The 25232-nt window shown below is 73.1% G+C and carries 23 protein-coding genes; 10 read left to right on the forward strand and 13 right to left on the reverse strand.

What is annotated here, in order from left to right; all coding sequences use genetic code 11:
• Window positions 1–2 precede the first annotated feature (2 nt).
• The 9 genes from ACZ518_RS12550 to ACZ518_RS12590 form a co-directional block, all read right to left on the reverse strand.
• On the reverse strand, window positions 3–1064 hold the full coding sequence (locus ACZ518_RS12550) for an aminotransferase class V-fold PLP-dependent enzyme (protein ID WP_469113027.1): 1062 nt from the start codon (window positions 1062–1064) through the stop codon (window positions 3–5).
• Window positions 1065–1158: 94 nt separating this feature from the next.
• Complete coding sequence (locus ACZ518_RS12555; protein ID WP_469113028.1) at window positions 1159–3051, reverse strand: DNA/RNA non-specific endonuclease; 1893 nt, start codon at window positions 3049–3051, stop codon at window positions 1159–1161.
• A gap of 221 nt (window positions 3052–3272) precedes the next feature.
• A complete protein-coding gene (locus ACZ518_RS12560) occupies window positions 3273–3980 on the reverse strand; it encodes a DsbA family oxidoreductase (protein WP_469113029.1) in 708 nt (235 codons plus the stop codon).
• Window positions 3981–4041: 61 nt separating this feature from the next.
• Window positions 4042–4533 (reverse strand): GNAT family N-acetyltransferase, encoded by a 492-nt coding sequence (locus ACZ518_RS12565; protein ID WP_469113030.1) that lies wholly within the window; start codon window positions 4531–4533, stop codon window positions 4042–4044.
• Between the two features lie 63 nt (window positions 4534–4596).
• On the reverse strand, window positions 4597–6045 hold the full coding sequence (locus ACZ518_RS12570; RefSeq protein ID WP_469113031.1) for a peptidoglycan D,D-transpeptidase FtsI family protein: 1449 nt from the start codon (window positions 6043–6045) through the stop codon (window positions 4597–4599).
• 62 nt (window positions 6046–6107) lie between these two features.
• Window positions 6108–6773 (reverse strand): response regulator transcription factor, encoded by a 666-nt coding sequence (locus ACZ518_RS12575; RefSeq protein WP_469113032.1) that lies wholly within the window; start codon window positions 6771–6773, stop codon window positions 6108–6110.
• Entirely contained in the window at window positions 6770–8119 is a 1350-nt protein-coding gene (locus tag ACZ518_RS12580; protein WP_469113033.1) for a sensor histidine kinase, read from the reverse strand. The genes ACZ518_RS12575 and ACZ518_RS12580 overlap by 4 nt, the downstream gene beginning before the upstream one ends.
• A 31-nt stretch (window positions 8120–8150) precedes the next feature.
• A complete protein-coding gene (locus ACZ518_RS12585; RefSeq protein WP_469113034.1) occupies window positions 8151–9233 on the reverse strand; it encodes a hypothetical protein in 1083 nt (360 codons plus the stop codon).
• 92 nt (window positions 9234–9325) lie between these two features.
• A complete protein-coding gene (locus ACZ518_RS12590) occupies window positions 9326–10126 on the reverse strand; it encodes an IclR family transcriptional regulator (protein ID WP_469113035.1) in 801 nt (266 codons plus the stop codon).
• A 136-nt stretch (window positions 10127–10262) separates the two neighbouring features.
• On the opposite strand from ACZ518_RS12590, the gene ACZ518_RS12595 reads away from it, so the two are divergent.
• From ACZ518_RS12595 to ACZ518_RS12610, 4 genes are all read left to right on the forward strand, one after another.
• Window positions 10263–11789, forward strand: coding sequence for an aldehyde dehydrogenase (NADP(+)) (locus ACZ518_RS12595; protein WP_469113036.1), 1527 nt, complete (start codon window positions 10263–10265; stop codon window positions 11787–11789).
• Between the two features lie 42 nt (window positions 11790–11831).
• Complete coding sequence (locus ACZ518_RS12600; protein ID WP_469113037.1) at window positions 11832–12053, forward strand: hypothetical protein; 222 nt, start codon at window positions 11832–11834, stop codon at window positions 12051–12053.
• A gap of 53 nt (window positions 12054–12106) precedes the next feature.
• On the forward strand, window positions 12107–13318 hold the full coding sequence (locus tag ACZ518_RS12605; protein WP_469113038.1) for a TerD family protein: 1212 nt from the start codon (window positions 12107–12109) through the stop codon (window positions 13316–13318).
• Between the two features lie 113 nt (window positions 13319–13431).
• Window positions 13432–13608: a hypothetical protein gene (locus tag ACZ518_RS12610; RefSeq protein ID WP_165364985.1), complete on the forward strand. Its 177-nt coding sequence runs from the start codon at window positions 13432–13434 to the stop codon at window positions 13606–13608.
• A gap of 51 nt (window positions 13609–13659) precedes the next feature.
• Here the strand turns inward: ACZ518_RS12610 and ACZ518_RS12615 are convergent, their stop codons facing one another.
• Together ACZ518_RS12615 and ACZ518_RS12620 are read right to left on the reverse strand one after the other, a co-directional pair.
• A complete protein-coding gene (locus ACZ518_RS12615) occupies window positions 13660–15108 on the reverse strand; it encodes an alkaline phosphatase PhoX (RefSeq protein WP_469113039.1) in 1449 nt (482 codons plus the stop codon).
• Window positions 15109–15475: 367 nt separating this feature from the next.
• A complete protein-coding gene (locus ACZ518_RS12620; protein ID WP_469113040.1) occupies window positions 15476–16978 on the reverse strand; it encodes a hypothetical protein in 1503 nt (500 codons plus the stop codon).
• Between the two features lie 328 nt (window positions 16979–17306).
• On the opposite strand from ACZ518_RS12620, the gene ACZ518_RS12625 reads away from it, so the two are divergent.
• The 4 genes from ACZ518_RS12625 (at window position 17307) to ACZ518_RS12640 (ending at window position 20949) form a co-directional block, all read left to right on the forward strand.
• Window positions 17307–19148 carry an endonuclease/exonuclease/phosphatase family protein gene (locus ACZ518_RS12625; protein WP_469113041.1) on the forward strand — a complete coding sequence of 614 codons (1842 nt, stop codon included), beginning with the start codon at window positions 17307–17309 and terminating at the stop codon, window positions 19146–19148.
• A 56-nt stretch (window positions 19149–19204) separates the two neighbouring features.
• Window positions 19205–19666, forward strand: coding sequence for a GNAT family N-acetyltransferase (locus ACZ518_RS12630; protein ID WP_469113042.1), 462 nt, complete (start codon window positions 19205–19207; stop codon window positions 19664–19666).
• A 123-nt stretch (window positions 19667–19789) separates the two neighbouring features.
• Window positions 19790–20044, forward strand: a complete 255-nt coding sequence (locus ACZ518_RS12635; RefSeq protein WP_469113043.1) for a hypothetical protein — start codon at window positions 19790–19792, stop codon at window positions 20042–20044.
• A 326-nt stretch (window positions 20045–20370) separates the two neighbouring features.
• Window positions 20371–20949 carry an RICIN domain-containing protein gene (locus ACZ518_RS12640; protein ID WP_469113044.1) on the forward strand — a complete coding sequence of 193 codons (579 nt, stop codon included), beginning with the start codon at window positions 20371–20373 and terminating at the stop codon, window positions 20947–20949.
• 91 nt (window positions 20950–21040) lie between these two features.
• Here the strand turns inward: ACZ518_RS12640 and dapD are convergent, their stop codons facing one another.
• Together dapD and ACZ518_RS12650 are read right to left on the reverse strand one after the other, a co-directional pair.
• The gene (dapD, locus tag ACZ518_RS12645; protein WP_469113045.1) at window positions 21041–22021 is read right to left on the reverse strand and encodes a 2,3,4,5-tetrahydropyridine-2,6-dicarboxylate N-succinyltransferase; all 981 of its coding nucleotides are present in this window, start codon (window positions 22019–22021) and stop codon (window positions 21041–21043) included.
• Between the two features lie 9 nt (window positions 22022–22030).
• Complete coding sequence (locus tag ACZ518_RS12650; RefSeq protein WP_469113464.1) at window positions 22031–23260, reverse strand: MFS transporter; 1230 nt, start codon at window positions 23258–23260, stop codon at window positions 22031–22033.
• Between the two features lie 96 nt (window positions 23261–23356).
• On the opposite strand from ACZ518_RS12650, the gene ACZ518_RS12655 reads away from it, so the two are divergent.
• The gene (locus ACZ518_RS12655) at window positions 23357–24232 is read left to right on the forward strand and encodes a winged helix-turn-helix transcriptional regulator (protein ID WP_469113046.1); all 876 of its coding nucleotides are present in this window, start codon (window positions 23357–23359) and stop codon (window positions 24230–24232) included.
• A 116-nt stretch (window positions 24233–24348) separates the two neighbouring features.
• Window positions 24349–25212, forward strand: a complete 864-nt coding sequence (locus ACZ518_RS12660) for a hypothetical protein (RefSeq protein ID WP_469113047.1) — start codon at window positions 24349–24351, stop codon at window positions 25210–25212.
• Window positions 25213–25232: the final 20 nt, after the last annotated feature.

Genomic DNA, 25232 nt, shown 5'->3' on the forward strand with positions numbered 1-25232 from the left:
CGTCAGCCGGCCAGCACCTCCAGCAGCCGGTCCACGTCCGCCTCGGTGTTGTAGAGGTGGAAGGAGGCCCGCAGGGCTCCGTCGCGGGCGGAGGTCTGGATCCCGGCGGCCTCCAGGTCGGGCTGCCGGTGGGCCAGGCCCGGTACCGAGACGATGGCGGCGTCGCCGGGGACGGGCTCGTGGCCGAGGCGGGCGAGCCCTTCCCGGTAGCGGGCGGCGAGGGCGGTGTCGTGGGCGTGGACGGCGTCGATGCCGATCCGCTCCAGCAGCGCCAGTGAGGGCTCGGCGGCGTAGTACGGGAGGAAGGCCGCGGACTCGTCGAAGCGGCGGGCGTCCCCGGCCAGTTGCCGCATGGGGCCGTAGACGGCGTCCCACTTGGACTCGGCGGCCACCCAGCCGGCGTGCAGCGGGGTCAGTCCGGGCTGGGCCTCCTCCGAGACCGTCAGGTAGGAGGCGCCGCGGCCGCCGAGCAGCCACTTGTAGCCGCCGGTGACGGTGTACTCGTAGGGCGAGGCGTCGAAGGGCAGCCAGCCGGCGGCCTGGGTGGCGTCCACGAGCATCCGCGCCCCGTGCGCGGCGGTGGCCGTGCGGACGGCGGCGAGGTCAGCCGTACGGCCGTCGGCGGACTGGACGGCGCTCAGTGCGACGAGTGCGGTGTCGGGGCGGACGGCTTCGGCGAGGGATTCCAGCGGGGCGAAGCGGACCTTGAGGTCGCCGCGGAGCACGAAGGGGTTCATGACGGAGGCGAAGTCCCGCTCGGGCACCAGGACTTCGGCGCCGGCGGGCAGGGAGGCGGCGATCAGGCCCACGTGGACGGCGACGGACGAGCCGACGGCGACGCGCCGCGGGTCGATCGAGACGAACCGGGCGAAGGCGGCCCGCACGCGCTCGACGATCGCGAAGTCGCCGGCGGGCAGTCCGGCTCCCGCCGCCTCGGCCAGCTCCCGCACCGCGGCGACGGAGGCCCGCGGGAGCACTCCGGCGCCGGCGGTGTTGAGGAAGGTGGTGGAGTGCGCGAACTCGGCGGCGCACACGCGGGACACGTGGGAGAGCGGAAGATCCATGCCGTCCACTCTGCGCCGAAGCCAACTGAAAGTCCATTGGCGAGTTTTATGTACCCAACCAAAGAAAACCTTATGAGGAGGTGATCGGGCGGGGTCAGCTCCAGTCGATGTCGGCCAGGCTCTCCAGTGGTGCCCGTGCCTCCAGGGATTCCGGTACCACCAGGGTGTCGGCGTCCGTCATCACGGCGGGGAAGCGGATGTGGGCCTGCTGCTGGACCTCGGTGACCTTGACCTGGAACACCCGGAACTCGTCCAGTTCCAGGGCCTCCGGCAGGACGATGTTCTGCGCCAGCAGGAAGGCCTTGGCCTTGAACGTGCCGTGTTCGGAGTAGGCGATGACCTTCCAGAAGGCGCGCGGGATCCGCACCCCGCGGAACTCCCGGTCGTCCTCCTGGAAGACCGGCCCGCCGAACACGCTGACCTTGAGGTCGTCCACGTCGACGTCCTCGAACACCGCGTCCTCGAGCCTTCCCCAGATGCCGCCGCGCTTGCTCTGGTTGAAGTCGTCCATCTGCGGGGCGATGTTGGTGTAGAAGAACGAGTCCTCGTTGGCCCGCTGCGCCTCGGGGAGCGGGCCCCAGCAGACGTCGGCGCGGCGCGCTATGTGGCCCCGGTCGAGGCGGTTGGTCTTGCCGCCCTTGTCCTTGTACAGCTCGTTGTCGACCTGGACCCCGGCCGGCAGGCGCGGGTCCTTGACGAAGTCCTTCGGGCGCTTGAGCGCCTTCAGCGCGCCACCGTCTATGTTCCAGGCCACCCAGATCGCGAAGCGCCGCGGCTTGCTCAGCGCCAGGGAGAAGTGGGTGTACGGAATCACGGCGGAGCCGTCGAGCAGTACCGCGGTGTCCTTGATCGACGGGTTGAGCGACGGTGTGCCGACCGGTACGGCGAGGAAGCCCGGGTCGTACCCGGTCAGGGACTCCAGCAGGGCGGTGGACGGCGCCTCCAGGGTGACCTTCAGCTGCTCGAACACCGCGCGCGGGAAGCAGGCGAGCGCCCGCTCCTCGGGAGCGGACTCGTCCTCGCCGCCGAAATGCAGGCCGGCCAGTACGTCCGAGGGCCTGCCCGAACGCGTCTTGAACATCCACGCGGAGCCGGAGTCGCCGAAGGTGCTGATCTCACCGCCGGCCGCGGGGTGGCGGGGGTCGGGGCCGATCTCGAAGCACTCGATCTCCTTCGTCCCGATCGGCGGCCCGTAGGGGACGCTGACCTTGACGAAGGGGCGGGTCACGATCCCGTGGGTGACGCCGGTGGTCCGCCCGGACTTGACGACCTTGTCGCCGATGTGCGGCTCGCCCAGCAGTTTCGGCGTGACACCGAGGCCGAGGATGTCGGTCTCGACGCCGCGCTCGGTGATGGTCGACACGGCGCAGTCGCCGACCGTGCCGAGGTGGGCGCGCCGCAGGGAGCCGAGGCGGTTCGCGGCGAAGCGGCTGTCGTCGTCCGTGCCGGGCTGGACGATCTCGTCGCCCGCCTGGCCCTCCCGGCCGTTCAGGACGTGCCAGTTGCTCAGCAGGCAGGTGGCGCCGTCGTTCTTGTCGAAGACGATGCACCCGAGGGTGCCGGCGTGCAGGCGGACGCTCCCGACGCTCACTCCCGGGCGGACCGGGTCGACGCGCATCTGCCGCTCCGGCGTCTGGGCCTCGGCGACGACGAGGAAGTGCGGCTGGTAGCTGCGTTCGATCACGTCGGTGTTCAGGACGAGGCCGTCGCCGATGTTGATGGACGGGGGTATCTCGGTGGTGCCCAGGGCCCTCATCCCCTCGGGCCGCACCTTCGTGCCGACCGTGAACTGGAGGGCGAGTTCCTTGGTCCGCTTCCCCTTGTCCGTCTCCTTGTAGCCGATGCCGATCGAGGAGATGTTCGGGTCCTTGAGGTAGGCGGACCCGTGGGTACGGATGTACCGCTTGGCCAGGTCGATGATCTTGTCCTGCCCGTCCGCGGATGTGGCGGCACGGGACTTGGCGGACGAACGCTTCTTGGCGGTCATCGGGGTCTCCTTCCGCAAAGGAGTCGGGTCCCCGAGTTGGTTGAAACCGAAGCGAACTGACGCAGTGCGGGGGCAGGCAGGGGCCTGCGCCGTGCGCGTGCACGTCCAGCCTACGGCCGGGCCGCCGGGCGGGCGCGCCGGGCGGCCCGGCTGCTGTGCCTCACGCGGCGGGGCGCCCGGTACGGGAGGTACGCGGGCGCCCCGGGAGCGGGACCGGCGGTTCAGCCCTGAGGGACGGCGCACGCCCCGTCGGGCTCGCAGGCCTCGGCACCGGGAGCCGTCTCCACGGCCTCGCGCCCGGCCCAGGCCTGCTCCAGGGCGCGGGTGAACACCTCGGCCGGCTGGCCGCCGGAGATGCCGTAGCGGCGGTCGAGGACGAAGAACGGAACGGCGTTGGCGCCCAGTTCGGCCGCCTCGCGCTCGTCGGCCCGTACCCGGTCCGCGTAGGCGGAGTCGTCGGCGAGGACCTCGCGGGCCTCCGCCTCGTCCAGTCCGGCCTCCACGGCCAGGGCGAGCAGTACCTCGGGGTCGAAGACGGACCGCTCCTCGGCGAAGTTGGCCCGGAAGGCGAGGTCGAGGAGCTGTTCCTGCCGGCCGCGGACGGCGGCCAGGTGCAGCAGGCGGTGGATGTCGAAGGTGTTGCCGTGGTCACGGCCGTCGGTGCGGTATTCCAGCCCCTCGGCGCGGGCGCTCGCGGCGACGTGCTCCTCCATCGCGCGGGCCTCGTCGAGGGTGCGCCCGTACTTGCGGGCGAGCATCTCCAGGACGGGAGCGGTGACTCCCTTGGGGCCGTTCGGGTCCAGCTCGAAGGACCGGAAGACGACCTCCACCTCGTCGCGGTGCGCGAACTCGGCCAGCCCCTTGGCGAACCGGGCCTTGCCGATGTAGCACCACGGGCAGGCGATGTCGCTCCAGATCTCGACGCGCATGTTCCTTCTTCTCTCCAGGTACGGCCAATCGGTTTCCCGTTCAACCATCCGGGGTTCCGTCTCATTCCCCGGACGCCGGGCCGACCTCCAGCCAGAGCGTGCGGTGGGAGCCCGCGGGGGCGTCGGCCGGATCGGGGCGCCAGCCGTGGGAGGCGTAGAAGGCCTGGGCGCGCAGGTTGTGCTCGTACACCTCCAGGCGGACCCGGTCGATCCCGGCCCGCCGCCAGGCGGCGAGGCAGGCCGCGTGCAGGGCGGCTCCGGTGCCCCGGCGCCAGTGGCCGGGGTCCACGTGGAGCTGGGTGAGGGTGGTCACGCCGTCGGCCGTGAGGAAGGCCGCCACTCCGGTGACCTCTCCGTCCCGCTCGGCGCACAGCACCTGGCCCTGCGCCGCCGGGCGGGCCACCGCCCGCTCCCAGCCCTCGCGGGTGCGCGCCGACTCGGTCTCACCCGCGTAGGCCTCCTCGGGGACCCGGTCCCGGTAGTAGGTGGCCCTGGCCCTGGCGTGCAGGGCTGCGATGGCGTCGAGGTCGCTGGTGAGCGCGGTCCGGATCATGGGAAGGGGAACGCGCCGGGAACCGTGTCGGTTCCCGGCGCGTCGGCCCCCTGCGAGCGGCGGCTACTTCTTCAGCCACGCCGCCATCATCTTCTGGGCGATCGGCGCGGCCAGCTTGCCGCCGCCGATCTCGGAACGGTCGGTGTCCGAGTTCTCGATCATCACGGCAACGGCGATCTGCTTGCCGCCCGCCTTGGCGTACGAGGTGAACCAGGCCAGCGGCGGGATGTTGTTGTTGACGCCGCGCTGGGCCGTGCCCGTCTTGCCGCCCACCTCGGCGCCCGCGACCTGGGCGGGCTTGCCGCCGCCTTCGGTGGCCACCGTGCGCATGGCGTCCTGGAGCATCGAGGCCGTCTTCGGGCTCATCACCTGCTCGGTCTTCGGGTCCTTGAGGTCCTCCAGCACGTTGCCGTCGGCATCGGTCACCTCGGAGACCATGTGCGGGGCGACGAGCTTGCCGCCGTTCTCGATCGCCGCCGTCACCATGGCCATCTGGAGCGGGGTGGCCTGCACGTCGAACTGGCCGATACCCGTCTGTGCCACCTGGTCGACCGACAGCTTCTTCGTGGGGTACTTGCTCGGCGGGTTGGTGCGGACCGGGGTGTCGATCTGCGTGTTGAAGCCGAGCTTCTCCGCCATCGCCCGCATCTTGTCCTGGCCGAGCTTGGAGGCGAGGTCCGCGAAGACGTTGTTGCAGGACAGCTTCAGGGCGGTGCGGGCCGAGACGTTGTTGCAGGCCTCGTCGCCCGCCTCGCTGGGCAGCTTGGTACGGGTCCCGGGGATCGTGTACGCGCCCTGCACGCCCGTCGGCGTGTCGATGCTCGTCACCAGGCCGTTCTCGATCGCCGCGGCGAGGGTGACCAGCTTGAAGGTGGAGCCGGGCGCCTGCGGCTTGCGCAGTGCCACGTTCTCCATGGCCTTGCCCTTGTCGGCGGACAGCTCGTCCCAGGCGGCCGAGTCGTTGGCACCGGTGATCCGGCCCGGGTCGTAGGACGGGTTGTTGACCACGGCGAGGATCTGGCCCGTCGCCGGGTCGATGGCCACGGCCGCGCCCTGCTTGCCGTTCAGGGCGTCGTAGGCGGCCTTCTGCACGCCCTTGTCGATGGTGGTGAGGACGTTGCCCGGATCGGCCCGCTTGTTGGTGAGCATGTCCATCACCGTCTTCAGCCGGGTGTCCGAGCCGTTGAGGACGTTCTTGTAGACGCCCTCCAGCATGGTCGTGCCGTAGGCCTGGGAGCTGTAGCCGGTGATCGGGGCGTAGAGCGGGCCGTCCACGTAGGTCCGCTTGTACCCGAAGTCCTTGCCGCCCGTCTTCGTGGAGCCGGTGATCGACTCACCGCCCACGATGATGTTCCCCAACGGGTTCTCGTACTGCCCGATGAGGTTGCGCCGGTTGTTCTTGTCGTCTGCGAGGGCCTGGCCTTGGTATGCCTGCACCCAGGTGACCCGCACCATGAGGGCCAGCACCAGAAGCAGACAGAAGACCGACGCACGCCTGATCGTCTTGTTCATCCCCCAGAAGGACGTACCAGCGGCCGCACCCGTTCCGCTCTGACCCGATTGTGGCGGGGTTCTCAGCCTTTCTTCATGTTGAAGCCCCCCTCGTAGGCGGCTATGACGGCCTGGGTCCGGTCGCGGGAGCCGGTTTTGGCGAGGACCGCGGCCACGTGCGTCTTGACCGTCTGCGGGCCCACGCCGAGGTGTTCGCTGATCTCCTGGTTGGACAGTCCGGTGGCCATCAGGCGCAGGACGTCGGCCTCCCGGTCGGTGAGCCGGGCCGCCCAGGGGGGTGCCGCGGGCGGGGCGGCCGCCGTGTGGGCGGCCGCCAGGGCGCGGACCGCCGCCGGGAAGAGCAGCGAGTCCCCCCGGGCGACGAGGCGGACCGCACCGATCAGCTCGTCGGGATCGGCCCGCTTGAGGAGGAACCCGGAGGCGCCGGCGCGCAGCGCGTCGTAGACGTAGGAGTCGTTCTCGAAGGTGGTGACGACCACGATCCGGGGCGGGTCGGGCATGGAGCGCAGGATCTGCCCGGTGGCCCGGATGCCGTCGATCTCCGGCATGCGGACGTCCATCAGCACCACGTCGGGGGTCAGCGAGCGGACCAGTGGGACGGCCTCGGCGCCCGTGGCCGCCTCTCCGACGACCTCCATGTCGGGTTCCGCGTCGAGGATGACCCGCAGGGCGGTGCGGACCATCCGCTCGTCGTCGGCGACGACGATGCGCAGCGGCGGCCGGCTCATCGCCCGGCTCCGCCGGCCGCGGCGGCCGCGGCGGCCGCGGTGCCGAGCGGCAGGACCGCGCGCAGCCGCCACCGGCCCTCGTGCGGGCCGGCCTCGACGCGGCCGCCCAGCAGGGAGGCCCGCTCGGCGGCGCCGTGCAGCCCGCGGCCCCCGGTGGTGCGCCGCCGCTCGCCTCCGGGGGCGGGCGGGGCCTGGGCGGGCGGGTTGGTCATGGTGATCTCCAGTTCGCGGTGGCCGTCGGGTGTGTGGACGCGGATCAGCAGGGCGATGGGGCCCAGGCCGTGGCGCAGGGCGTTGCTCAGGCCCTCCTGGACGATCCGGTAGGCCTCGCGGGAGGCGATGGCCGGGAGCTGCTCCCAGTCCCCGGCCGGGCCGGGGTCCTGCTGGACGGTGACGGTGGTGCCGCCGGCCCGGGTGCGGGCCAGCAGCCCTTCGAGGTCGGCGGCGAGGGTCGGGGCGGGTGCGGCGTCGGCCCGGGCGGGATCCCCGTCGCGCAGCAGGCCGAGGACCGTGTCGAGCTCGCCGACCGTGCGCCGGGTGGTCTCCTCGATCGCGGCGAGCGCCTCCCGTACGAACTCCGGGTCGCGGTCGAGCACCCGCCGGGCCGCGCCCGCCTGGAGGGTGACGGCGCTCAGGGCGTGCCCCACGGCGTCGTGCAGCTCGCGCGCCAGCCGGTTGCGGACGGCGAGGTCGGCGGCCCGTTCCTCGGCGGCGGCCAGCCGGTCCGCCGCGGTCGGCCCGAGGAGCACGGGCGCGAGCCGGGCCAGCAGCGCCCCCGCCACGGCGGAGGTGACGACGACCAGGGCCAGCAGCCCCACCCCGAGGAAGGGCGCGGCGTACGGGTTCGCCTCGCTGCTGAACCAGCCCGCCCCGAGGGGTGCCCGGCGCAGGGTGGCGGAGAAGGGCACCAGGATCAGCACCAGCGCCATGGGCGTCGCCGCGAGCGTCATCCCGCTGATCACCGCCCCGACCCCCAGGTGCAGGGTCCACCAGGCGGAGGCCCGCCACCGGGAGCCCCACGAGCGTGCGGGCCCGTCGGCCAGCGGCTGCCCCGGTACCCCGCACATGGCCCGCACGGCCGTCACCGACAGCGGCCGCACCAGCCCGAACAGCCCGGTCACGGCGGCCAGCGGCAGCGCGGCGGTGTAGGAGGCGAGGGTCAGGGGCAGGGAGCCCAGGACGTTGCCCCGGCCGGCCACGACACCGACCCACACCTGACTGAGCAGGAAGTAGGGCATCAGCAGGGCGCCGCCGAGTATCAGGTGCACCCAGCGCAGCCGGGCCCGTGCCCCCAGCAGCAGCCCGGGCCACCCCCGGACCCGCACCGCCGCCCCCGTCCCGTTCATCCCGCTCCCCCGTTCCTGCCGTTCCCCCGCCTCAGCGCGCCCGCCGGGCGTACAGGCGGTGGGTGAGGACCACCGCCGCGAGCAGCCCGGTGATCATCTGGCCAGCGTAGGTCAGGCAGGCGGCCGTGGTGGTCCGTTCGTCCGTCCCGAAGTCGACTCCCAGGGCGGCGACCGCCATCCACGCCCCCCAGGTCAGCGTCGCCGCCGAGCCGATCCAGGTGAGGGCCAGCGGCCACCGCGCCGTGCCCGCGGTTCCCCGGGCCAGCAGCAGCGCCCCCGCCCCGGCGGCCAGGGCGCATATCGCGTGGGCTCCCGAGACGACCCCCGTCTCCGCCGAGTACCCCGCCACCAGCCGGGCGGGCAGTCCGGCGCTCCCGCCGAACGCCCAGTACAGGTGCGCCGCGCCCACCGCGGTGCCCGCCAGCGCGGCGGCTCCCGCCACCACCCCCGTGGGAGACGGGAGCCTCCGCGCCGGCGCGTCCTGCCCGCGTCCGCCCCAGCGCTCCCGCGCATAGGGGACGAACAGCCCGGCCAGGGCGATCCCCTGGAGGATGAAGCCGCCGTAGACGACGTTGAACACCCAGGGGTCGAGGAAGGGCTCCCGGGCCGACTTCACGGCCTCCCCGGCACCCATCCCCAGGACCTTGACGAGGAGTTGGGCCGGGTAGCCCAGGACTATCGGGGTGAGCAGACCGGTGGCCACGAAGACCGGGACTGCCATCAGCCATCCCGGCACCCGTCTGCCCCAGGGCAGGGTGAGCGCCAGGACGAGCAGGATCACGGTGGCGTCCATGGCCAGCGTCACCGCGTTGGCCACGATGAGGGGCAGCCCGCCCTTCAGCAGCACGCTGCCCGCCGGTATCCCGATGTGGCTCCCGGCCAGCCAGGCCGCCTTGATGGTCAGGTACGGCAGGGTGGCGGCCAGCGCGACGCCCCGCAGGACCCGCCGGCCCGTGCCCAGCCGCGCGGCCGGGCGCGGCCCCGTACCGCTGCTGCCGGGGGCGCCTGCCCCGTGCCTCGCGCTCGCGGCGTTCGTCGCGCTCGTCGTGTTCGTCGCGTTCGTGGGCTTCATGGGGTTCGTCGGGGCGGTCGCGTGGACGGCTCGTGTGTTCATGTCCCCACGGTCCCGCGTACGGATCCCCGCCACCTCCCCCGCGAAGGTGAACCGCCTCCCCCGTGCGGGGGAGGCGGTACCCGCCGAGGTCGTCACATGCGCCGGGTCACGACCGACAGCCGGTCCCGAGCCTCGAACAGCGCCGCCTTGATGGTCTGTTCGTGCTCCTCCGTCAGCCGCGCCACCGGCACCGAGCAGCTCACCGCGTCGCGGGCCGGCGTCCGGTACGGGACGGCCACGCCGAAGCAGCGCAGGCCGAGCGTGTTCTCCTCCCGGTCCACCGCGTACCCCTGCTCCCGCACCAGCGCGAGCTCGTCCACCAGCTGCTCCCGGTCGGTGATGGTGTGCTCCGTGACCGCCTCCAGCCGCTTCGGCAGCAGCGCGCGCACCTCCTCGTCGGCGTGCGAGGCCAGCAGCGCCTTGCCGAGGGCCGTGGAGTGGACGGGGAGCCGGCGCCCCACCCGGGTGAAGGGCCGCAGGTAGTGCTGGGACTGGCGGGTGGCGAGGTAGACCACGCTCGTACCGTCCAGCCGCGCCAGGTGGATGGTCTCGGTGGTGTCGTCGGAGAGCCGGTCCAGGGTGGGCCGGGCCGCCGCGACCACCTCGTCGCCGTCGATGTACGAGCTCCCGACCAGCAGGGCCCGTACGCCGATGCCGTACCGCGTACCGGTGGCGTCGGTCTCCACCCAGCCCAGGTTCACCAGCGTGCGCAGCAGCATGTAGAGGCTGGACTTGGGCAGGGAGAGGTCGTTCTGGATGTCGGCGAGGCTGTGCAGGCCCGGCCGTGCCGCGAAGTGCTCCAGCAGCAGGACGGTACGCACCGCCGACTTCACCGGCGCCGCCGGCACGGGGACCCCCGGATCGGCCGGGCCGGCCGTCTCGGCTGTCGTCATACGCCTCTTCCCCTCTGGTCGGCTCTGATCGCCTCTTGTCACCCGGTGGACGCGGAAATAGAGTCCGCAGCAGAAGTGATCATTCATCCACCGGAACGGCGTTCAGAATACTGAACGGTCCAGGAGGTAGCGGGCCATGGCAGGGACACCAGTCTGGAGTGTGGACCCCCGCACCGGGAAGCAGCGCGGACAGGTTGCGGCGGAAGCCACACCCGAGGACGTGGACAGGGCCGTACGCGCGGCCCACGACGCCCGCGGGGCCCTGGCGGACGCGGCCCTCCGGGCCCGCTTCCTGCGCACCGCCGCCGAACTCCTCGACGGGGCCGGCCCGGCCGTGGTGGAGGCCGCCGAAGCGGAGACCGCGCTGGGCGCCGGCCGCCTCACCGGCGAGCTGGCCCGCACCACCGGCCAGCTGCGCGCCTTCGCCGACGCCGTCGAGGAGGGCTCGCACCTCGACATCCGGATCGACCGGGCCGACCCCTCCCTCAGCCCGCCGCGCCCCGAACTGCGCCGCTACAAGGTGCCGCTGGGCGTGGTCGCCGTCTACGCCGCCTCCAACTTCCCGCTGGCCTTCTCCGTGCCCGGCGGCGACACCGCGAGCGCGCTGGCCGCGGGCTGCCCGGTGGTGGTCAAGGCCCATCCCGACCACCCGGCCACCTCCGAGCTGTGCGCCTCGCTGCTGCGCCGGGCCGCCGTGGCGTGCGGGCTGCCGGCGGAACTGGTCACCGTCCTCCACGGCTTCGACGCCGGGGTGGAACTGGTCCGCCACCCCCTGGTGTCCGCCGCCGGCTTCACCGGGTCCATCCGGGGCGGCCGGGCCCTGTTCGACGCGGCCGCCGCACGGCCGGTGCCGATCCCCTTCCACGGCGAGCTCGGCTCCCTCAACCCCGTCGTCGTCACCCCGGCGGCCGCCGCCGAGCGCGCCGAGGAGATCGGCTCCGGGCTCGCGGGCTCGGTCACCCTCGGCGTCGGCCAGTTCTGCGTCAAGCCCGGCCTGGTCCTGGTCCCCGAGGGCCCCGACGGCGACCGGCTCGCCGGCGCTCTCGCCAAGTCCCTGGGCGAGAGCGGCCCCGGGGTCCTGCTCGACCACCGGATGCGGGAGAACTTCCTGGCCGGCGTGCGGGAACGGGCCGCCCTCCCCGGTGTCACCGCGCCCGTCACCCCGGGGCCGGGCGGCGAGCACACCGTCGGCGCCGGGTTCCTGAGCGTGCCCGCCGCCACCCTGCTGGAGGGCGGCGCCCACGAGGTGCTCCTGGAGGAGTGCTTCGGCCCCGTCACCGTCGTCGTCCGGTACGCCGGCCGGCCCGAGGCCGCCGCGGTCCTGGACCGGCTCGGCGGGAACCTGAGCGCCACCCTCCAGCTCTCGCGGGCCGAGACCGAGGGCGCGCCCGGACCGGCCGCCGCGCTGATCTCGCAGGTCACGGGGCTGGCGGGGCGGATCGTGGTGAACGGCTGGCCGACCGGCGTCGCGGTGGCCCCGGCCCAGCACCACGGCGGCCCGTACCCGGCGGCCACCTCGCACTCCACCTCCGTCGGCGGCACCGCGATCGAGCGGTGGCTGCGCCCGGTGGCCTACCAGTCGGTGCCGGACGCGCTGCTCCCGCCCGAGCTGCGCGAGGCCAACCCGCTGGGCCTTCCGCGCCGCGTGACCGGCCCCGCGTAATCCCGTTGCCGCCCCGCCCGCCGGCGGGGCAGGCTGCGCCCCATGCCGAAACCACAGGGGTTCACGTACGAGGTCCACGGCGACCGCACCGTCCGCATCACGCACCGGGGCCGCGCCGCGGGCACGCTGCGGGGCGCCCGGGCGGACAGGTTCCTGGCCGAGGTCGAGTCCGGTGACGCTCAGCTGGTGATGGCCCGGTGGACCGGCTCCTACAAGTTCGGCAACGAGCGCACCGCCCGCGACCACCCCCGCAACCGGCGCTGAAAATCACGCCGAGGGTAAGGGAACGGCAAAGCGGCTCCGGTCGTTCTCCGGGCATGACCGCTATGACCCCTGGTTCCAACCTGCCGCTCGACACCGTCCGCGTGACGGTGGACGTGGCTGCCCCGGTGCGTCTCGACGTGTCGGGGCTCCTGCTCGCGGCGGACGGCAAGGTGCGCTCCGACGCCGACTTCATCTTCTACAACCAGCCCTCCGGGCCCGGTGTCAGCTACCGGTCCGGCGGCGGTTCGGCGCCGGACTCCATCACCGTGGACACGGGCGCGCTGCCGCCCGGCATCGAGCGGATCGTGGTCACCGCGAGTCCCGACGCGGCCGGGCAGACCTTCCAGGGCATCGAGCCCACCGCCACCGTGCGGGACGCGGCGGGCGGCGCGGTGATCGCCACCTTCACCCCGCCGCGGCTGGGCCCGGAGACCGCCCTCGTGGTCGTGGAGATCTACCAGCGCGGCGGTGCCTGGAAGGTACGCGCGGTCGGCCAGGGGTACGCGAACGGCCTCGCGGGCATCGCCACCGACTTCGGGGTCTCCGTGGACGAGGAGCCGGCCCCGCCCGCGGCGACCGCTCCGGTCACCCCGGCAGCTCCGGTCGCCCCGGCCGCGCCGGCCGCCGCCGCTCCGGTCGCCCCTCCGGCACCCGCCGCACCGCCGGCCCCCGCCTCCGTCGGCGGCGGGAAGATCAACCTCGACAAGGGCCGGGTCAGCCTCCAGAAGAACCAGACCGTGTCCCTGGTCAAGGGCGGCCGCCCGCTGCTCTCGCAGGTCAAGATGGGTCTGGGCTGGGAGCCGGCCTACGGCGGCCGCGACATCGACCTCGACGCGTCCGTCATCGCCTACGGCCCGCAGCGCAATTTCATCGACAGCTGCTACTTCGGCAAGCTGTCGATCCTGGGCGGCGCGATCAAGCACTCGGGTGACAACCTCACGGGTGACGGCGCCGGGGACGACGAGGTGATCGTCGTGGACCTGGGCCGGCTGCCCGCCGAGGCCACCGGACTGGTCTTCACGGTGAACTCCTTCTCCGGCCAGAAGTTCACCGAGGTCGCCAAGGCCTACTGCCGGCTGATCGACGCGGCGAGCGGGGAGGAGCTGGTCCGCTTCGACCTGACCGGCGCCGAGCCGCAGACCGGGGTCATGATGGCCAAGCTCATCAAGCAGTTCTCCGGCGAATGGGAGATGACGGCCATGGGCGAGTTTGTGAAGTCCCGCACAGTGCGCGGCATGGTCAAACCCGCCTCGCAGGCACTCTGAGCAGGTGGGCGGGCATATGCCGACACCCTGGAGCCGATGGGCGGCCATCCGGGTGATGGATGCCACGCGTAATCCGGAGGTGGCTGTCAGTGCCCGCCCGTAGCCTTGGAGCCATGCAGAACACACTCCGGCCCGCGGGTCCCGCGCGCCCGTCCGCCGCCGAGGCGAACGAGGCGATACGGCACCTCGTCGAGACCTGGGACGGGGAGTGGCCCTCGGAGGCGTACGAGTTCCTGCTCGAGGAGTGGGCAGCGGCCTCCCGCGCCGAGGAGCTGGCCGCCGTCCAGTAGCCGGCGTCCCCCGGGGCACAGGGGTGCCCCGGGACCGCCGGCCCGCCCGCGTCAGCGCGGGGAGCGCCGCCAGGGGCCGGTGATGGCAAGCATGATGCCCGGGTCCTGGATGCTGGCGTACAGGGTGCGCCCGTCCGGGGAGAAGCAGACCCCGGTGAATTCCGAGTACTCCGGCTTGTCGGCCGTGCCGATGTTGAGTTCGTTGCGGGCGAGCGGGTAGACGCGGCCCGACTCCGTGGCGCCGAGCAGGTGTTGCAGGCCCTCGCCGTCCTCGGCGATGACCAGGCCGCCGTACGGCGACACCGTGATGTTGTCGGGGCCGTCGTAGCCGCCGTCGGCGGCCGGGTCCCGGTTGACGCCGATCAGCACGACCAGCCGGATCGTGCGCCGCTTGGGGTCGTAGAACCACACCTGGCCGTCGTGCGCGGCGCCCGGGCTCTCCTCGCGCGCGTAGGAGGAGACGAAGTAGGCGCCCCCGTCGGCCCACCACATGCCCTCCAGCTTGCGGGCCCTGGTCACCGCGCCGGCCGCGAACTGCTTGCGCACCGAGAGGCTGCGCGCGTCGCGGTCGGTCACCTCCACCCAGTCGACCCCGTACACGGTGCCGGTCTTCGTGGCGCGCGAGAGGTCGTCCACGAACCGGCCCTGACTGTCGAAGCACTTGGCGGCCGCGAGCACCCCGGCGTCGGGGGCGAGGGTACGCAGCCGGCCGCGCCCGTGCCGGAAGCCGTGCGGCGGGGTCCAGCGGTAGAGCAGCCCGTTGGGGCCGGAGGCGTCCTCGGTCAGGTAGGCGTGGCCCTGGCGCGGGTCGATGACCACCGCCTCGTGGGCGTACCGCCCGAACGCCTTGACCGGCTGCGGGTCGCGGTTGGCCCGGCGGTCGTGCGGGTCGACCTCGAAGACGTAGCCGTGGTCCTTGGTCATGCCGTTCTTGCCGGCCAGGTCCTCGGTCTCCTCGCAGGTCAGCCAGGTTCCCCAGGGGGTGGCCCCGCCCGCGCAGTTGGTCGACGTGCCCGCGACGCCCACCCATTCGGCCACCTCGCCGCCGCGCCGGACCTCCACGACGGTGCAGCCGCCGGAAGCGGCCGGGTCGTAGACGAGGCCCTCGGCGAGCGGTACGGGGTGCGCCCAGCCTCCGCGCGGGCCCTTCAGTTCGTGGTTGTTGACGAGGAGGGTGACTCCGTGGTGGCCCTCGAAGGCGGCGGTCCCGTCGTGGTTGGACGGGGTGCTCTCACCGGATTCGAGGGTGGTGACACCGCTGCGGGTGATCACGCGGTAGGTGAACCCGGCGGGCAGGGCCAGCAGCCCGGCGGGGTCGGCGACGAGCGGCCCGTAGCCGGGGGCGTGCGGGCGGCCGTGGGCGTCGAGCGCGTCGGGCCGGGGGTCGTCCGCCGCGAGTGCCCCGGGGGCGGTGGCGAGGGCGCCGACCGTCCCGGTCAGTGCGACGCCCGCACCGGCGATGACGGTGCGGGCGGTGAAGTCTCTGCGGCTGAGGGGCATCGGGTCTCCAGGGGTGGGGAGGTGGTGCGCCTGACGTACGGTCGCAGGCGCACACGCTCCCGCCCGTACGTGAACGGCGGCTGAACTACCCGCGAATGCGGGCCGAGCCCTTGCCGGTCCCCGGAATGGCGGAATTGATTCGAATGCCGTCCCGGAATCGGCCTGTTGCGGACCCTCGCCGAAACCTCCCCCCGCCTCCCCGCCGAACCCCCGGCCCGCCTGCCGGAACACCCGTCCGGGCGCCCGCCGTCCGCCGACGGGCGGCCGACGGGCACCGCGCTGACCCCGCCCGGACGGCCGTGCCGACGGCCGTCCGGGCCGCCGCATGGGCCGCCGCATGGGCCGTCGTACGGGGCTGCCGTACTGGTCAGGGCTGCCGGGAGCGGGCCTTGAACGCGGCCTTCCGCGCCTCCTTCGAGGCCTTCTTGTCCGGGTGCAGCCGGCCCATGGCCTCCAGGACGTACGCGGTGGCGGGGTGCTCCACCCGCCACGCCTGCTCGAAGAACCCGGTGTGGTGCTCCGTCAGGCTCCGCATCAGCAGCGGCAGCTCCTCGGTCTCCCCGTCCGCCGCGAGCTGCGCCGCGATCGTGTCCACCGTCAGCCAGAACACCATCGTCTCGTCCGGCACCGGTACGTCGGCCACCCCGTGCTCGGCGAGCCAGACCCGGGCGAGCCCGCCGAGCTCCGGGTCGTCCAGGACGGCGCGGACCGCTGGCTCCGCCTCCGGCCCGGCCGGGGCGAGGGCCTGCTGGCAGCGCAGCCGGCGCAGCGGGGCGCCCTCGTCGTCGCCGCGGGCGGCGGCCAGCAGTTCGGCGACGGCGTCCGGCAGTTCGCGCCCGGCCAGCCACTGCTCGATCTCGGACTGGGCGGCGCCCTCCGGGTAGAAGGAGACGGCGTCGAGCAGCGCGTCGGCGCCCTTGTCGGCCAGCTCCCCGACGGCGGGGGCCTCGACCCCGGCTTCGAGCATCCGGGCACGGACGCCGTACAGGCCGAGCGGGGTCAGCCGCACCATCCCGTACCGGGACACGTCCTCGTCGTCCTCCGGCCCCGTCCCCGGGCCCGTCTCCCCGGAGTCGTCGGCGAGCTCGTCCGCCTCGGCGAGCAGCGCCTCGTCCACCGGGCGGTACTCGACCAGCCCGATGGGCTCCAGCTGCCGGAACTGGTCGTCGAGGCGCATCATCGCGTCCGACACCTGTTCCAGGACGGCGTCCGTGGGGTCGCCCATCTCGTCGGGCACGATCATCGAGGCGGCGAGGACCGGCAGCGGCACCGGACCCTCGCCGGGGCCGCCCTCGGCGACGGTGAGCAGGTAGAGGTTGGCGAGGACCCCGTCGAGGAAGTCCGCTTCCCGCTGGGGGTTCCAGTCGAGGCGGTCGAAGTCGATCTCGCCGCCCGCGTCGAGGGCGTCGACGAGGTCGTCCAGGTCGGGTACGGCCGCGTCCGCGAGGACGGTATCCAGGGCGGCGAGCCACAGGTCGAGCACGTCGCCGGGCGCGCCGCCGGCGAGCAGCGCGAGGTCCTCGCCGGGGGTGGCGGTGCCGTACTCGGGCTCGCCCGCCTCGGCGCCGTCGCCGCTGTCCTCCTCCGGCTCGGTCACGTCGACGAGGCCGGTGTCCACGGCGACCCGCCAGGCCTGGCTCGCGTACACGGGCGAGTCCTCGTCGGCGGCGTCGAGGCCGAGGACGGCGACGGCCTCGGGCAGCTGGTCGGGGGCGAGCTCGCCGCCGACGTCCACGCGGGTGTCGGGGCCCGACCAGCGGGCGAGGCGTACGGCGCGGGCGAACAGCGGGGCGACGAGGGCGTCGCGGGCCAGCTCCGCATCGGATTGCAGCCGTACCGGCGGCAGCGTGGGGTGCGGCTCTGCGGACATGGGGTGGTTCTCCTCGGACGGGACGCACGGGGCGGAGGGACGGCTGAGCGGTGGGACGGGCGGGCCTCGGCGTCCGGGCGACGGGATGCCGTCCGGCCGTGTGGCCGAAAACACACGCAACGGACCGTCAGGCCGGTTGCGGCGACCAAGCGTAGACGCAATCGGGGCGGGCCCGGCGGCCATCACCCTCGGTTCATCGCACAGTCAGCTTCCGTATCCCCTGGAGGTCTTGACAACGTCCCTGGTCACCCAGGAAATTGACGCGCGTAGATGTACACGGGCCGTCAAGAGCCCGCACCCTCTCCTCCACACACCGGAGTTCCCGCCCATGCGCTCCTCGCATCCCCGTTCCGCCGCCGTCGCGGCCCTCGTCGCCACCGCCCTGGCCACCGGCCTGCTCGCGGGCACCGCCGACGCGGCCGAAGGCGCCGTGTCCGCCGATCCGATACGCATCCACGACATCCAGGGCACGACCCGGATCTCCCCCCTGAACGGCAAGCAGGTCGCCGACGTCCAGGGCATCGTCACGGGTGTGCGCACCTACGGCTCGCGCGGCTTCTGGATCCAGGACCCGGACGCCGACGACAACCCGGCCACCAGCGAGGGCGTCTTCGTCTTCACCGGCTCCGTCCCGACCGTCGCCGTCGGCGACGCCGTGAAGGTTTCCGGCACGGTCGGCGAGTACGTCCCGGGCGGCGCGAACTCCGGCAACCAGTCCGTCACCCAGATCGCCAAGCCCACGGTGACGGTGCTCTCCTCGGGCAACGCGCTGCCCGAGGCCACCGCGGTCAACGAGTACACCGTCCCCGCGGAGTACGCCCCCGCGGGCGACCCGGCGGCCGGTGGCAGCATCAACGGCCTCACCCTGGAGCCCTCCCGCTACGCCCTGGACCACTACGAGTCCCTCGAGGGCATGAACGTGAGGATCGGCACCTCGCGCGTGGTCGGCGCCACCGACGCGCACGCCGAGCTGTGGGTGACGGTGAAGGGCTGGGAGAACGCCGCCAAGCGCGGCGGCACCGTCTACGGCTCGTACGAGTCCCAGAACACCGGCCGCCTCCAGATCCAGCAGCTCGCGCCGCTCGCGCAGCAGCCCTTCCCGGTGGCCAACGTCGGCGACAAGCTGACCGGCACCACCGAGGGCCCCCTGGACTTCAACCAGTTCGGCGGCTACACGCTGGTGGCGCGCACCCTCGGCACGGTCAAGGCGGGCACCCTCGCCCCGGAGAAGACCAAGGCCCAGTCGCCCGGTGAGCTCGCGGTGGCCACGTACAACGTGGAGAACCTCGACCCGACCGACCCCCAGGAGAAGTTCGCCAACCTCGCCAAGGCGGTCGTGACCAACCTGGCCTCGCCCGACATCCTGGCCCTGGAGGAGATCCAGGACGACAACGGCGCCAAGAACGACGGCACCGTCTCGGCCGAGCAGACGCTGACGAAGTTCACCGAGGCGATCAAGGCGGCGGGCGGCCCGGCCTACCAGTGGCGCACCATCGCCCCCGAGAACAACAAGGACGGCGGCGAGCCCGGCGGCAACATCCGCCAGGTGTTCCTGTTCAACCCGGAGCGGGTCTCCTTCACCGACCGCGCCGCGGGCGACGCGGTGACGGCGGCCGGTGTGACGACGGAGCGGGGCAAGGCCGCCCTGACCCACTCCCCCGGCCGGATCGACCCGGCGAACCCGGCGTGGGCCGACAGCCGCAAGCCGCTGGCCGGCGAGTTCCTCTTCCGCGGCCGCACGGTCTTCGTGATCGCCAACCACTTCGGCTCCAAGGGCGGCGACGAGGGCCTGACCTCGCACCACCAGCCGCCGGTGCGCTCCTCGGAGGCCAAGCGGCTCCTGCAGGCGCAGGCGGTCAACGGGTTCGTCAAGCAGCTGCTGGCGGTCGACAAGAACGCGGCCGTGCTCGCGGTCGGCGACATCAACGACTTCGAGTTCTCCGGGACGGCGAAGGCGCTGGAGGACGGCGGCGCGCTGTACTCGGCGATCAAGTCGCTGCCGAAGGCGGAACGTTACTCGTACGTCTACCAGGGCAACGCCCAGGTGCTGGACCAGATCCTGACCAGCCCGTCGATCAAGAACTTCACGTACGACAGCGTGCACATCAACGCCGAGTTCTCCGCGCAGAACAGCGACCACGACCCGCAGGTGCTGCGCTTCCGCCCGTAACCCGGACCGTGGGGCCCGGCCGCCTTCCCCGGCCGGGCCCCTGCCACAATCCGGCCATGATCTTCCGCATCGCCACCCGCCGGGACCTGCCCGCCGTACTCGCCCTGCTGGCCGACGAGGAGCGGCTCCTGGACCCGGCCTCGGTCACCGTCGGCGAGGAGCACGAGCGTGCCTTCGCCGCCATCGCGGCGGACCCGCGCAACGAGATGCTGGTCCTGACGGACGGAGAGGCGGACGGGGCGGCGGTCCTGGGCTGCCTCCAGCTGACGTACGTGCCGGGCCTGGGCCAGGGCGGCCGCGAGCGGGCCCTGGTGGAGGCGGTACGGATCCGCGCGGACCGGCGCGGCGGCGGCCTGGGCGCGGAGCTGATGCGCCTCGCGGTCGAGCGGGCCCGCGAACGGGGCTGCGGACTCGTCCAGCTGACCAGCAACAAGCGGCGCGGCGCGGCCCACCGCTTCTACGAACGGCTGGGCTTCGCCCGCAGCCACGAGGGCTTCAAGCTGGTCCTCGAACCGTAGGTCGGGACCTTCGGCCCTGGCGTGACGCTGGACACACCGGGGCCAAAATCGTCCGGTTGTGGTGTTGAGTGTCCCCACGCCCGAACTTGCCCTCCTTGTACCCCCGCACTCCGGGAGGACCGCGTGTTCCCCTCCATGTCCCTCGCCCAGGAAATCGGCCTCGCCGTCCTCGCCGTGGCCGCGCTCGTCTGGGTCGTCGGCCTCGGCCACATGCTGTGGGACAGCCGCTTCCACCACCCGGAGCCAGGTGCCCACGAGGGCCTGCCGGTGATCCCGGCCCAGCGCACCGCGGTCACGCACCCGATGGAGTCGGTGGAGCTGACCGAGGCGGAGGAACGGGCCTTCGCGGGCCTGATCCGCACGATCGCCCTGAACTGACCGGGAGCGCCCCGCCCCCCTGAACCTCCCTGAACCTCCCGGAACGCCCCTCGCCCCCGCGGCGCGAGGGGCGTTCCGGCACGTCCGGGCGGAGGCGCCGCCCTCGGTTGCGGGCCCGGTCACGCGCGTCGATAGTGGGAGAGGCAGCCGCGCCTTGATCACCGGGGCCCGGGCGCCGTACACGGCCACGGACATCCGGCGGCCCGCGACGGCATGAGCCCCTGGGCGCTCCCCCTCCCACTCCGCACCCGGCGACCGGCCGGGTCACCCCCCGCACGGCGCGGCGTCCTGCCGATCCCCTTCACAGGACCGAGAGGAGCACCCCCATGCGCTCCATGCGCCCCAGGGCCCGGGTACGCCGCCTCCTTGCGACAGCGTCGGTTTTCGCGGCCGGAGGCCTCATGCTGCTGCCCGCGCCCCACACCGCGGCACAGCCGGCCGCGCCCACGATCACGGTGGCCGACGTTCCGGAGGGCACGTACCAGCTCGTGAACGTCCAGACCGGCAAGTGCGCGACGGTGGCGGGCGGGTCCACGACCGCCAACAACCACCCGCTCGTCCAGTTCGACTGCGACACCCACCCCTCGCGCCGCTGGCAGGTGACGAACGAGGAGGACGGCGCCTTCCAGATCGTCAACGGGCAGACGCGCAAGTGCGCCACCGTCGCGGGCGGGACCACGGACGCCAACAACCACCCGCTGGTCCAGTTCGACTGCGACACGCACCCGTCGCGCCGCTGGCGCATCACGAACAGCGACGGCAGGTCCTTCCAGCTCGTGAACGCGCAGACGGGCAAGTGCGCCACCGTCGCCGGCGGGACCACCACCGCCAACAACCACCCGCTGGTCCAGTTCGACTGCGACAGCCACCCCTCGCGCCGCTGGTTCCTGCGGCTGGTGGGGTGAGCGGTCCCGCCGTGCCGGAAAGGCGAGTGCCCTCCCGCGTCCGGCGGGAGGGCACTCGGTGGTGACGCGGGGACGGGCGCTGCCCGCGGCGTCAGTTGTGGCTGTGCAGGACCTCGTTGAGGCCGCCCCAGTTCGCCTTGTACGGGCGGGCCTCGACGGCGCCGGTGACCGAGTTGCGGCGGAAGAGGATGTTGTCGGCGCCGGAGAGCTCCAGGGCCTTGACGATCTGGCCGTCCGGCAGGGTCACCCGGGTGCCCGCGGTGACGTAGAGGCCGGCCTCGACGACGCACTCGTCGCCCAGCGCGATGCCGATGCCCGCCTCGGCGCCGACCAGGGTGCGCTCGCCGATCGAGATGATCTGCTTGCCGCCGCCCGAGAGGGTGCCCATGGTGGACGCGCCGCCGCCGATGTCGGAGCCGTCGCCGACGACGACGCCCGCCGAGATGCGGCCCTCGACCATGGAGGTGCCCAGGGTGCCGGCGTTGAAGTTGACGAAGCCCTCGTGCATGACGGTGGTGCCCTCGGCGAGGTGCGCGCCGAGGCGGACGCGGTCGGCGTCGGCGATGCGCACGCCCTTGGGGGCGACGTAGTCGGTCATGCGCGGGAACTTGTCGATCGAGGTGACCTGGAGGTGCAGGCCCTCGGCGCGGGCGTTCAGCCGGACGGTCTCGACCTGGTCGACGGCGACGGGGCCGAGCGAGGTCCAGGCGACGTTGGTGAGCAGGCCGAAGACGCCGTCCAGGTTCTGGCCGTGCGGCTTGACCAGGCGGTGGCTCAGCAGGTGCAGGCGCAGGTACGCGTCGTGCGCGTCCAGCGGCTTGTCCTCCAGGGAGGCGATGACGGTGCGGACGGCTACGACCTCGACCCCGCGGACCGCGTCCGAGCGGATGGCCTTGGCCGCCGCGGCGCCGAGGAGCTCCACGGCCTGCTCGGCGGTGAGGCGCTCGGTGCCGGCCGGGCCGGGCTCGGCGGCCAGCTCGGGGGCGGGGAACCAGGTGTCGAGGACGGTGCCGTCGGCGGTGATGGTGGCAAGTCCGGCGGCGACGGCGCCGGTGGTACGCGTAGCAGTCATGCCCGAAACCTAACCGGCGACGGCCGCCCTGGGCGAACCGGTCTCATGTGCCGGTCGCGCGCGTCGCCGTACCCCCCGCGCGCCCACGGCCAGCACGATCGCCCCGGCGGCCGCACCGAGAGCGGCGCACAGCGGCCACAGCAGGTCGGGCGCGGCGGCGTACAGGGCCCCGCCCAGGGGCGCGGCGAGGACGACGCCGCTGACGGACACCCCCGCGTACAGGCTCTGGAAGCGGCCGATGGCGTGCTCGGGCGACTCGTCGGCGACGTACGCGGTGGCGGTGGCCTTGTAGAGGATCTCGCCGAGGGTGAGCAGCACCATCATCGCGGCGGCGGTCGCGGTGCCCACGCCGAGCAGCAGCATCGCGTAGCCGCCGCCCACGAGCGCCAGACCGCTACCGATGACGTGCAGCGGGGAACGCCGGCGCAGGGCGAGGGCGGCGGGGATCTCCAGGAGCATGATGACGCCGCCGTTGATCCCGATGAGCAGCCCGTACGCACGGGTGTCCATGCCGTGGTCGGCGAGGAACACCGGGAAGGTCGTGTAGTGCTGCCGGTAGACGAGGTCGATGACGACGATCGCGCCGAGCAGGACGAGTACGGCGGGCCGTGCGCGCAGCTCCCGCCACAGCCCTCCGCGGCCCAGACCCCCGTCCGGGGCCGCGGAGGGAGCGGTGGCAGCCCTGACCGGGACGACCCGGGCGGTCCAGAGGGCGAAGAAGAGGGTGCCGAGGCCGTCCGCGACGAAGAGCCAGTCGTAGGAGAGCCCGGTCGCGACGAGGGCCCCGAGCGGTGAGCCCACCGCGAAGCCGGCGTTGGACGTGAAGCGGGTGACCGCGAAGGCCTGGCGCCGGGAGCCCTCCGGCACGGTGACGGCGACCAGCGCCGAGTTGGCGGCCCGGATCACCCCGGAGGCGTACTGGGCGAGCGGCAGGACGAGGGCCAGCAGGCCGGTGGGGGCCGCCGGCAGGACCACGAGGGCGGCGCCGCCGAGCACGGAGGCGGCGAGCAGGACGCGGCGGTGGCCGAAGCGGTCGCCGTACCAGCCGCCGGTGAAGTTCCCGGCGACCAGGCCGATGCCGCCGATGCCGACGACCAGTCCCGCCTGGGCGGCGCCGAGGCCGCGCGGGCCGGTCAGGTAGAGGAAGACGAAGACGAAGGTGAAGCTGACGACGGCATTGACGAAGATCCCCGCAGCCAGCAGCCACACGACCCTCGGTACGTCCTTGAACCCCTGCAGCACACCCGTGTCCCCCGTGCGTTCCGTGAGTCGGTTCCTTTTGGGAACGGACTATGTCAGCATGACAGCCTTGGGTCAACGGACAAAGGAGTTCCCATGGCCCAGCGCACGCACCTCGGCGACGCGGACTGCTCCATCGCCCAGGCCCTCGACGTCGTGGGCGACTGGTGGACGCTGCTGATCGTGCGGGACACCGCGCGCGGCCTGTACCGCTTCGAGGAGCTCCAGCGCGAGCTGGGCGTGTCCCGGAAGGTGCTCGCCGAGCGGCTGAAGCTGCTGGTCGAGGCCGGGGTGCTGACGCGCGAGCCGTACCAGGAGCGCCCGGTACGGCACGAATACCGGCTGACCCCGCGCGGGCGGGGGCTGCTGCCGGTCCTGGTGGCCCTCCAGGACTGGGGTGACACCTGGGTCCTGGGAGAGGGAGAGATGACGGCGACGACCGAGGAGTCCTCGAAGGAGGCCGTACGGGTCCACGCGCTGCGCGGCACCCGGCTGCCGGAGCTGCTGCTGCCGGACCGTTTCGGCGAGCTCCGCGACCCGGTGGCCGACACCCCGTTCACCGTCCTGTACTGCTTCCCCGGCGCGTACGCCCGGGCCGAGTCCTACCCGCCCGGGTGGGCCGGGATCCCGGGCGCGAAGGGCTGCACGCTCGAATCGTGCACGTTCCGCGACCAGCTGGCGGAGTTCACCGCCGCCGGCGCCACCGTGCACGGCGTCTCCACCCAGCGGCCGGACGAGCAGCGGGAGTTCGCGGAGCAGGAACGGCTGCGCTTCCCGCTGCTGTCGGACGCCGGTCTGGACCTGGTGACGGCGCTGCGGCTGCCGACGTTCCGCGCGGCGGGGGTGAGCCGGATCAAGCGGCTGACGCTGGTCGTGGACCGGGAGCGCACGGTGCGCGAGGTGATCTACCCGATCACGGACATCGAGGCGAGCGTGGCGGCGGCCCTGGGAGCGGTCCGCGGCACCGGCTGACGGTTTCCGCCGGGGCGCCCGCTCCGTAGATCCGCTGGAGGTGCCGCGCCTCCCGGTGGGGCGGAGAATCAGACGGGTGGGGGACGTCCCAGTACCACGAGGGAACGGGGAGTCCGATGTCATCCGCGAAGCGTCCGCGCCGGCTGGCGCGCCTTTCCGCCGCCGTGGCCATGACCTGCGGCCTGGCAACGGCCACGGCCGTCCCGGCGACGGCCGTCCCGGCGACGGCCGCCGACCCGATCACGAAGGCCCCGACCCTGCTGAACCTGCGGCTGGACGCCCCGACGGCCTATCTCACCTTCCGCGACAACGCGGAACCCGACACCCTGTACACGATCACCCTCACCGAGAAGGACGACCCGGGCTACACCAAGATCGTGCGCACGGCACCCGGGCACGTGCCGGGTACGGGCCGGGTCGCCACGCGCTCGGCCGAGGGCATCAAGCCGGGCGTGGCCTACTGCGCGACGATCCGGGCGACCGTCCACTACGAGGACTCCCCGCTCAACGCCTACGAGCTGGAGGATCCGGACACCGCGGAGTCCAACAAGGTGTGCGCCGCCCCCGCCGACCCGGCGAAGCCCGAGACCGCGCAGACCGACCTGTCCGTCGGCCCGATCACCGGCGAGGCCGCCCCTCCGTCGGGCACCAACCGGAACTACTGGGTGGGGTACGCCAACAAGGGCGCCGAGGCGACCGGCGTCGTGCTCGACGTCTGGGCGACCGGGCCGATGAAGCTGCGGCGGCCTCCGGACAGCGGCACCTTCAGCGGCTTCACCTGCGCGCCCTCCGGAGCCTCCGGCTTCCGCTGCACGGGCGGCACCGTCAAGGCCGGGGAGAAGGGCCAGATCCCGTTCCTGATCGCGGTGACGACGACCGGCAACGGCACCATCCACGCGTCGATCACCGGCTCCGGCGACACGAACACCGCCGACAACGGAGCCTCGTTCGCCTTCCAGGCGATCCCGCGAACGGTCTAGGGGATGTCTGGTGGATCAGG

It is taken from the genome of Streptomyces sp. NPDC033966 (assembly GCF_055575955.1).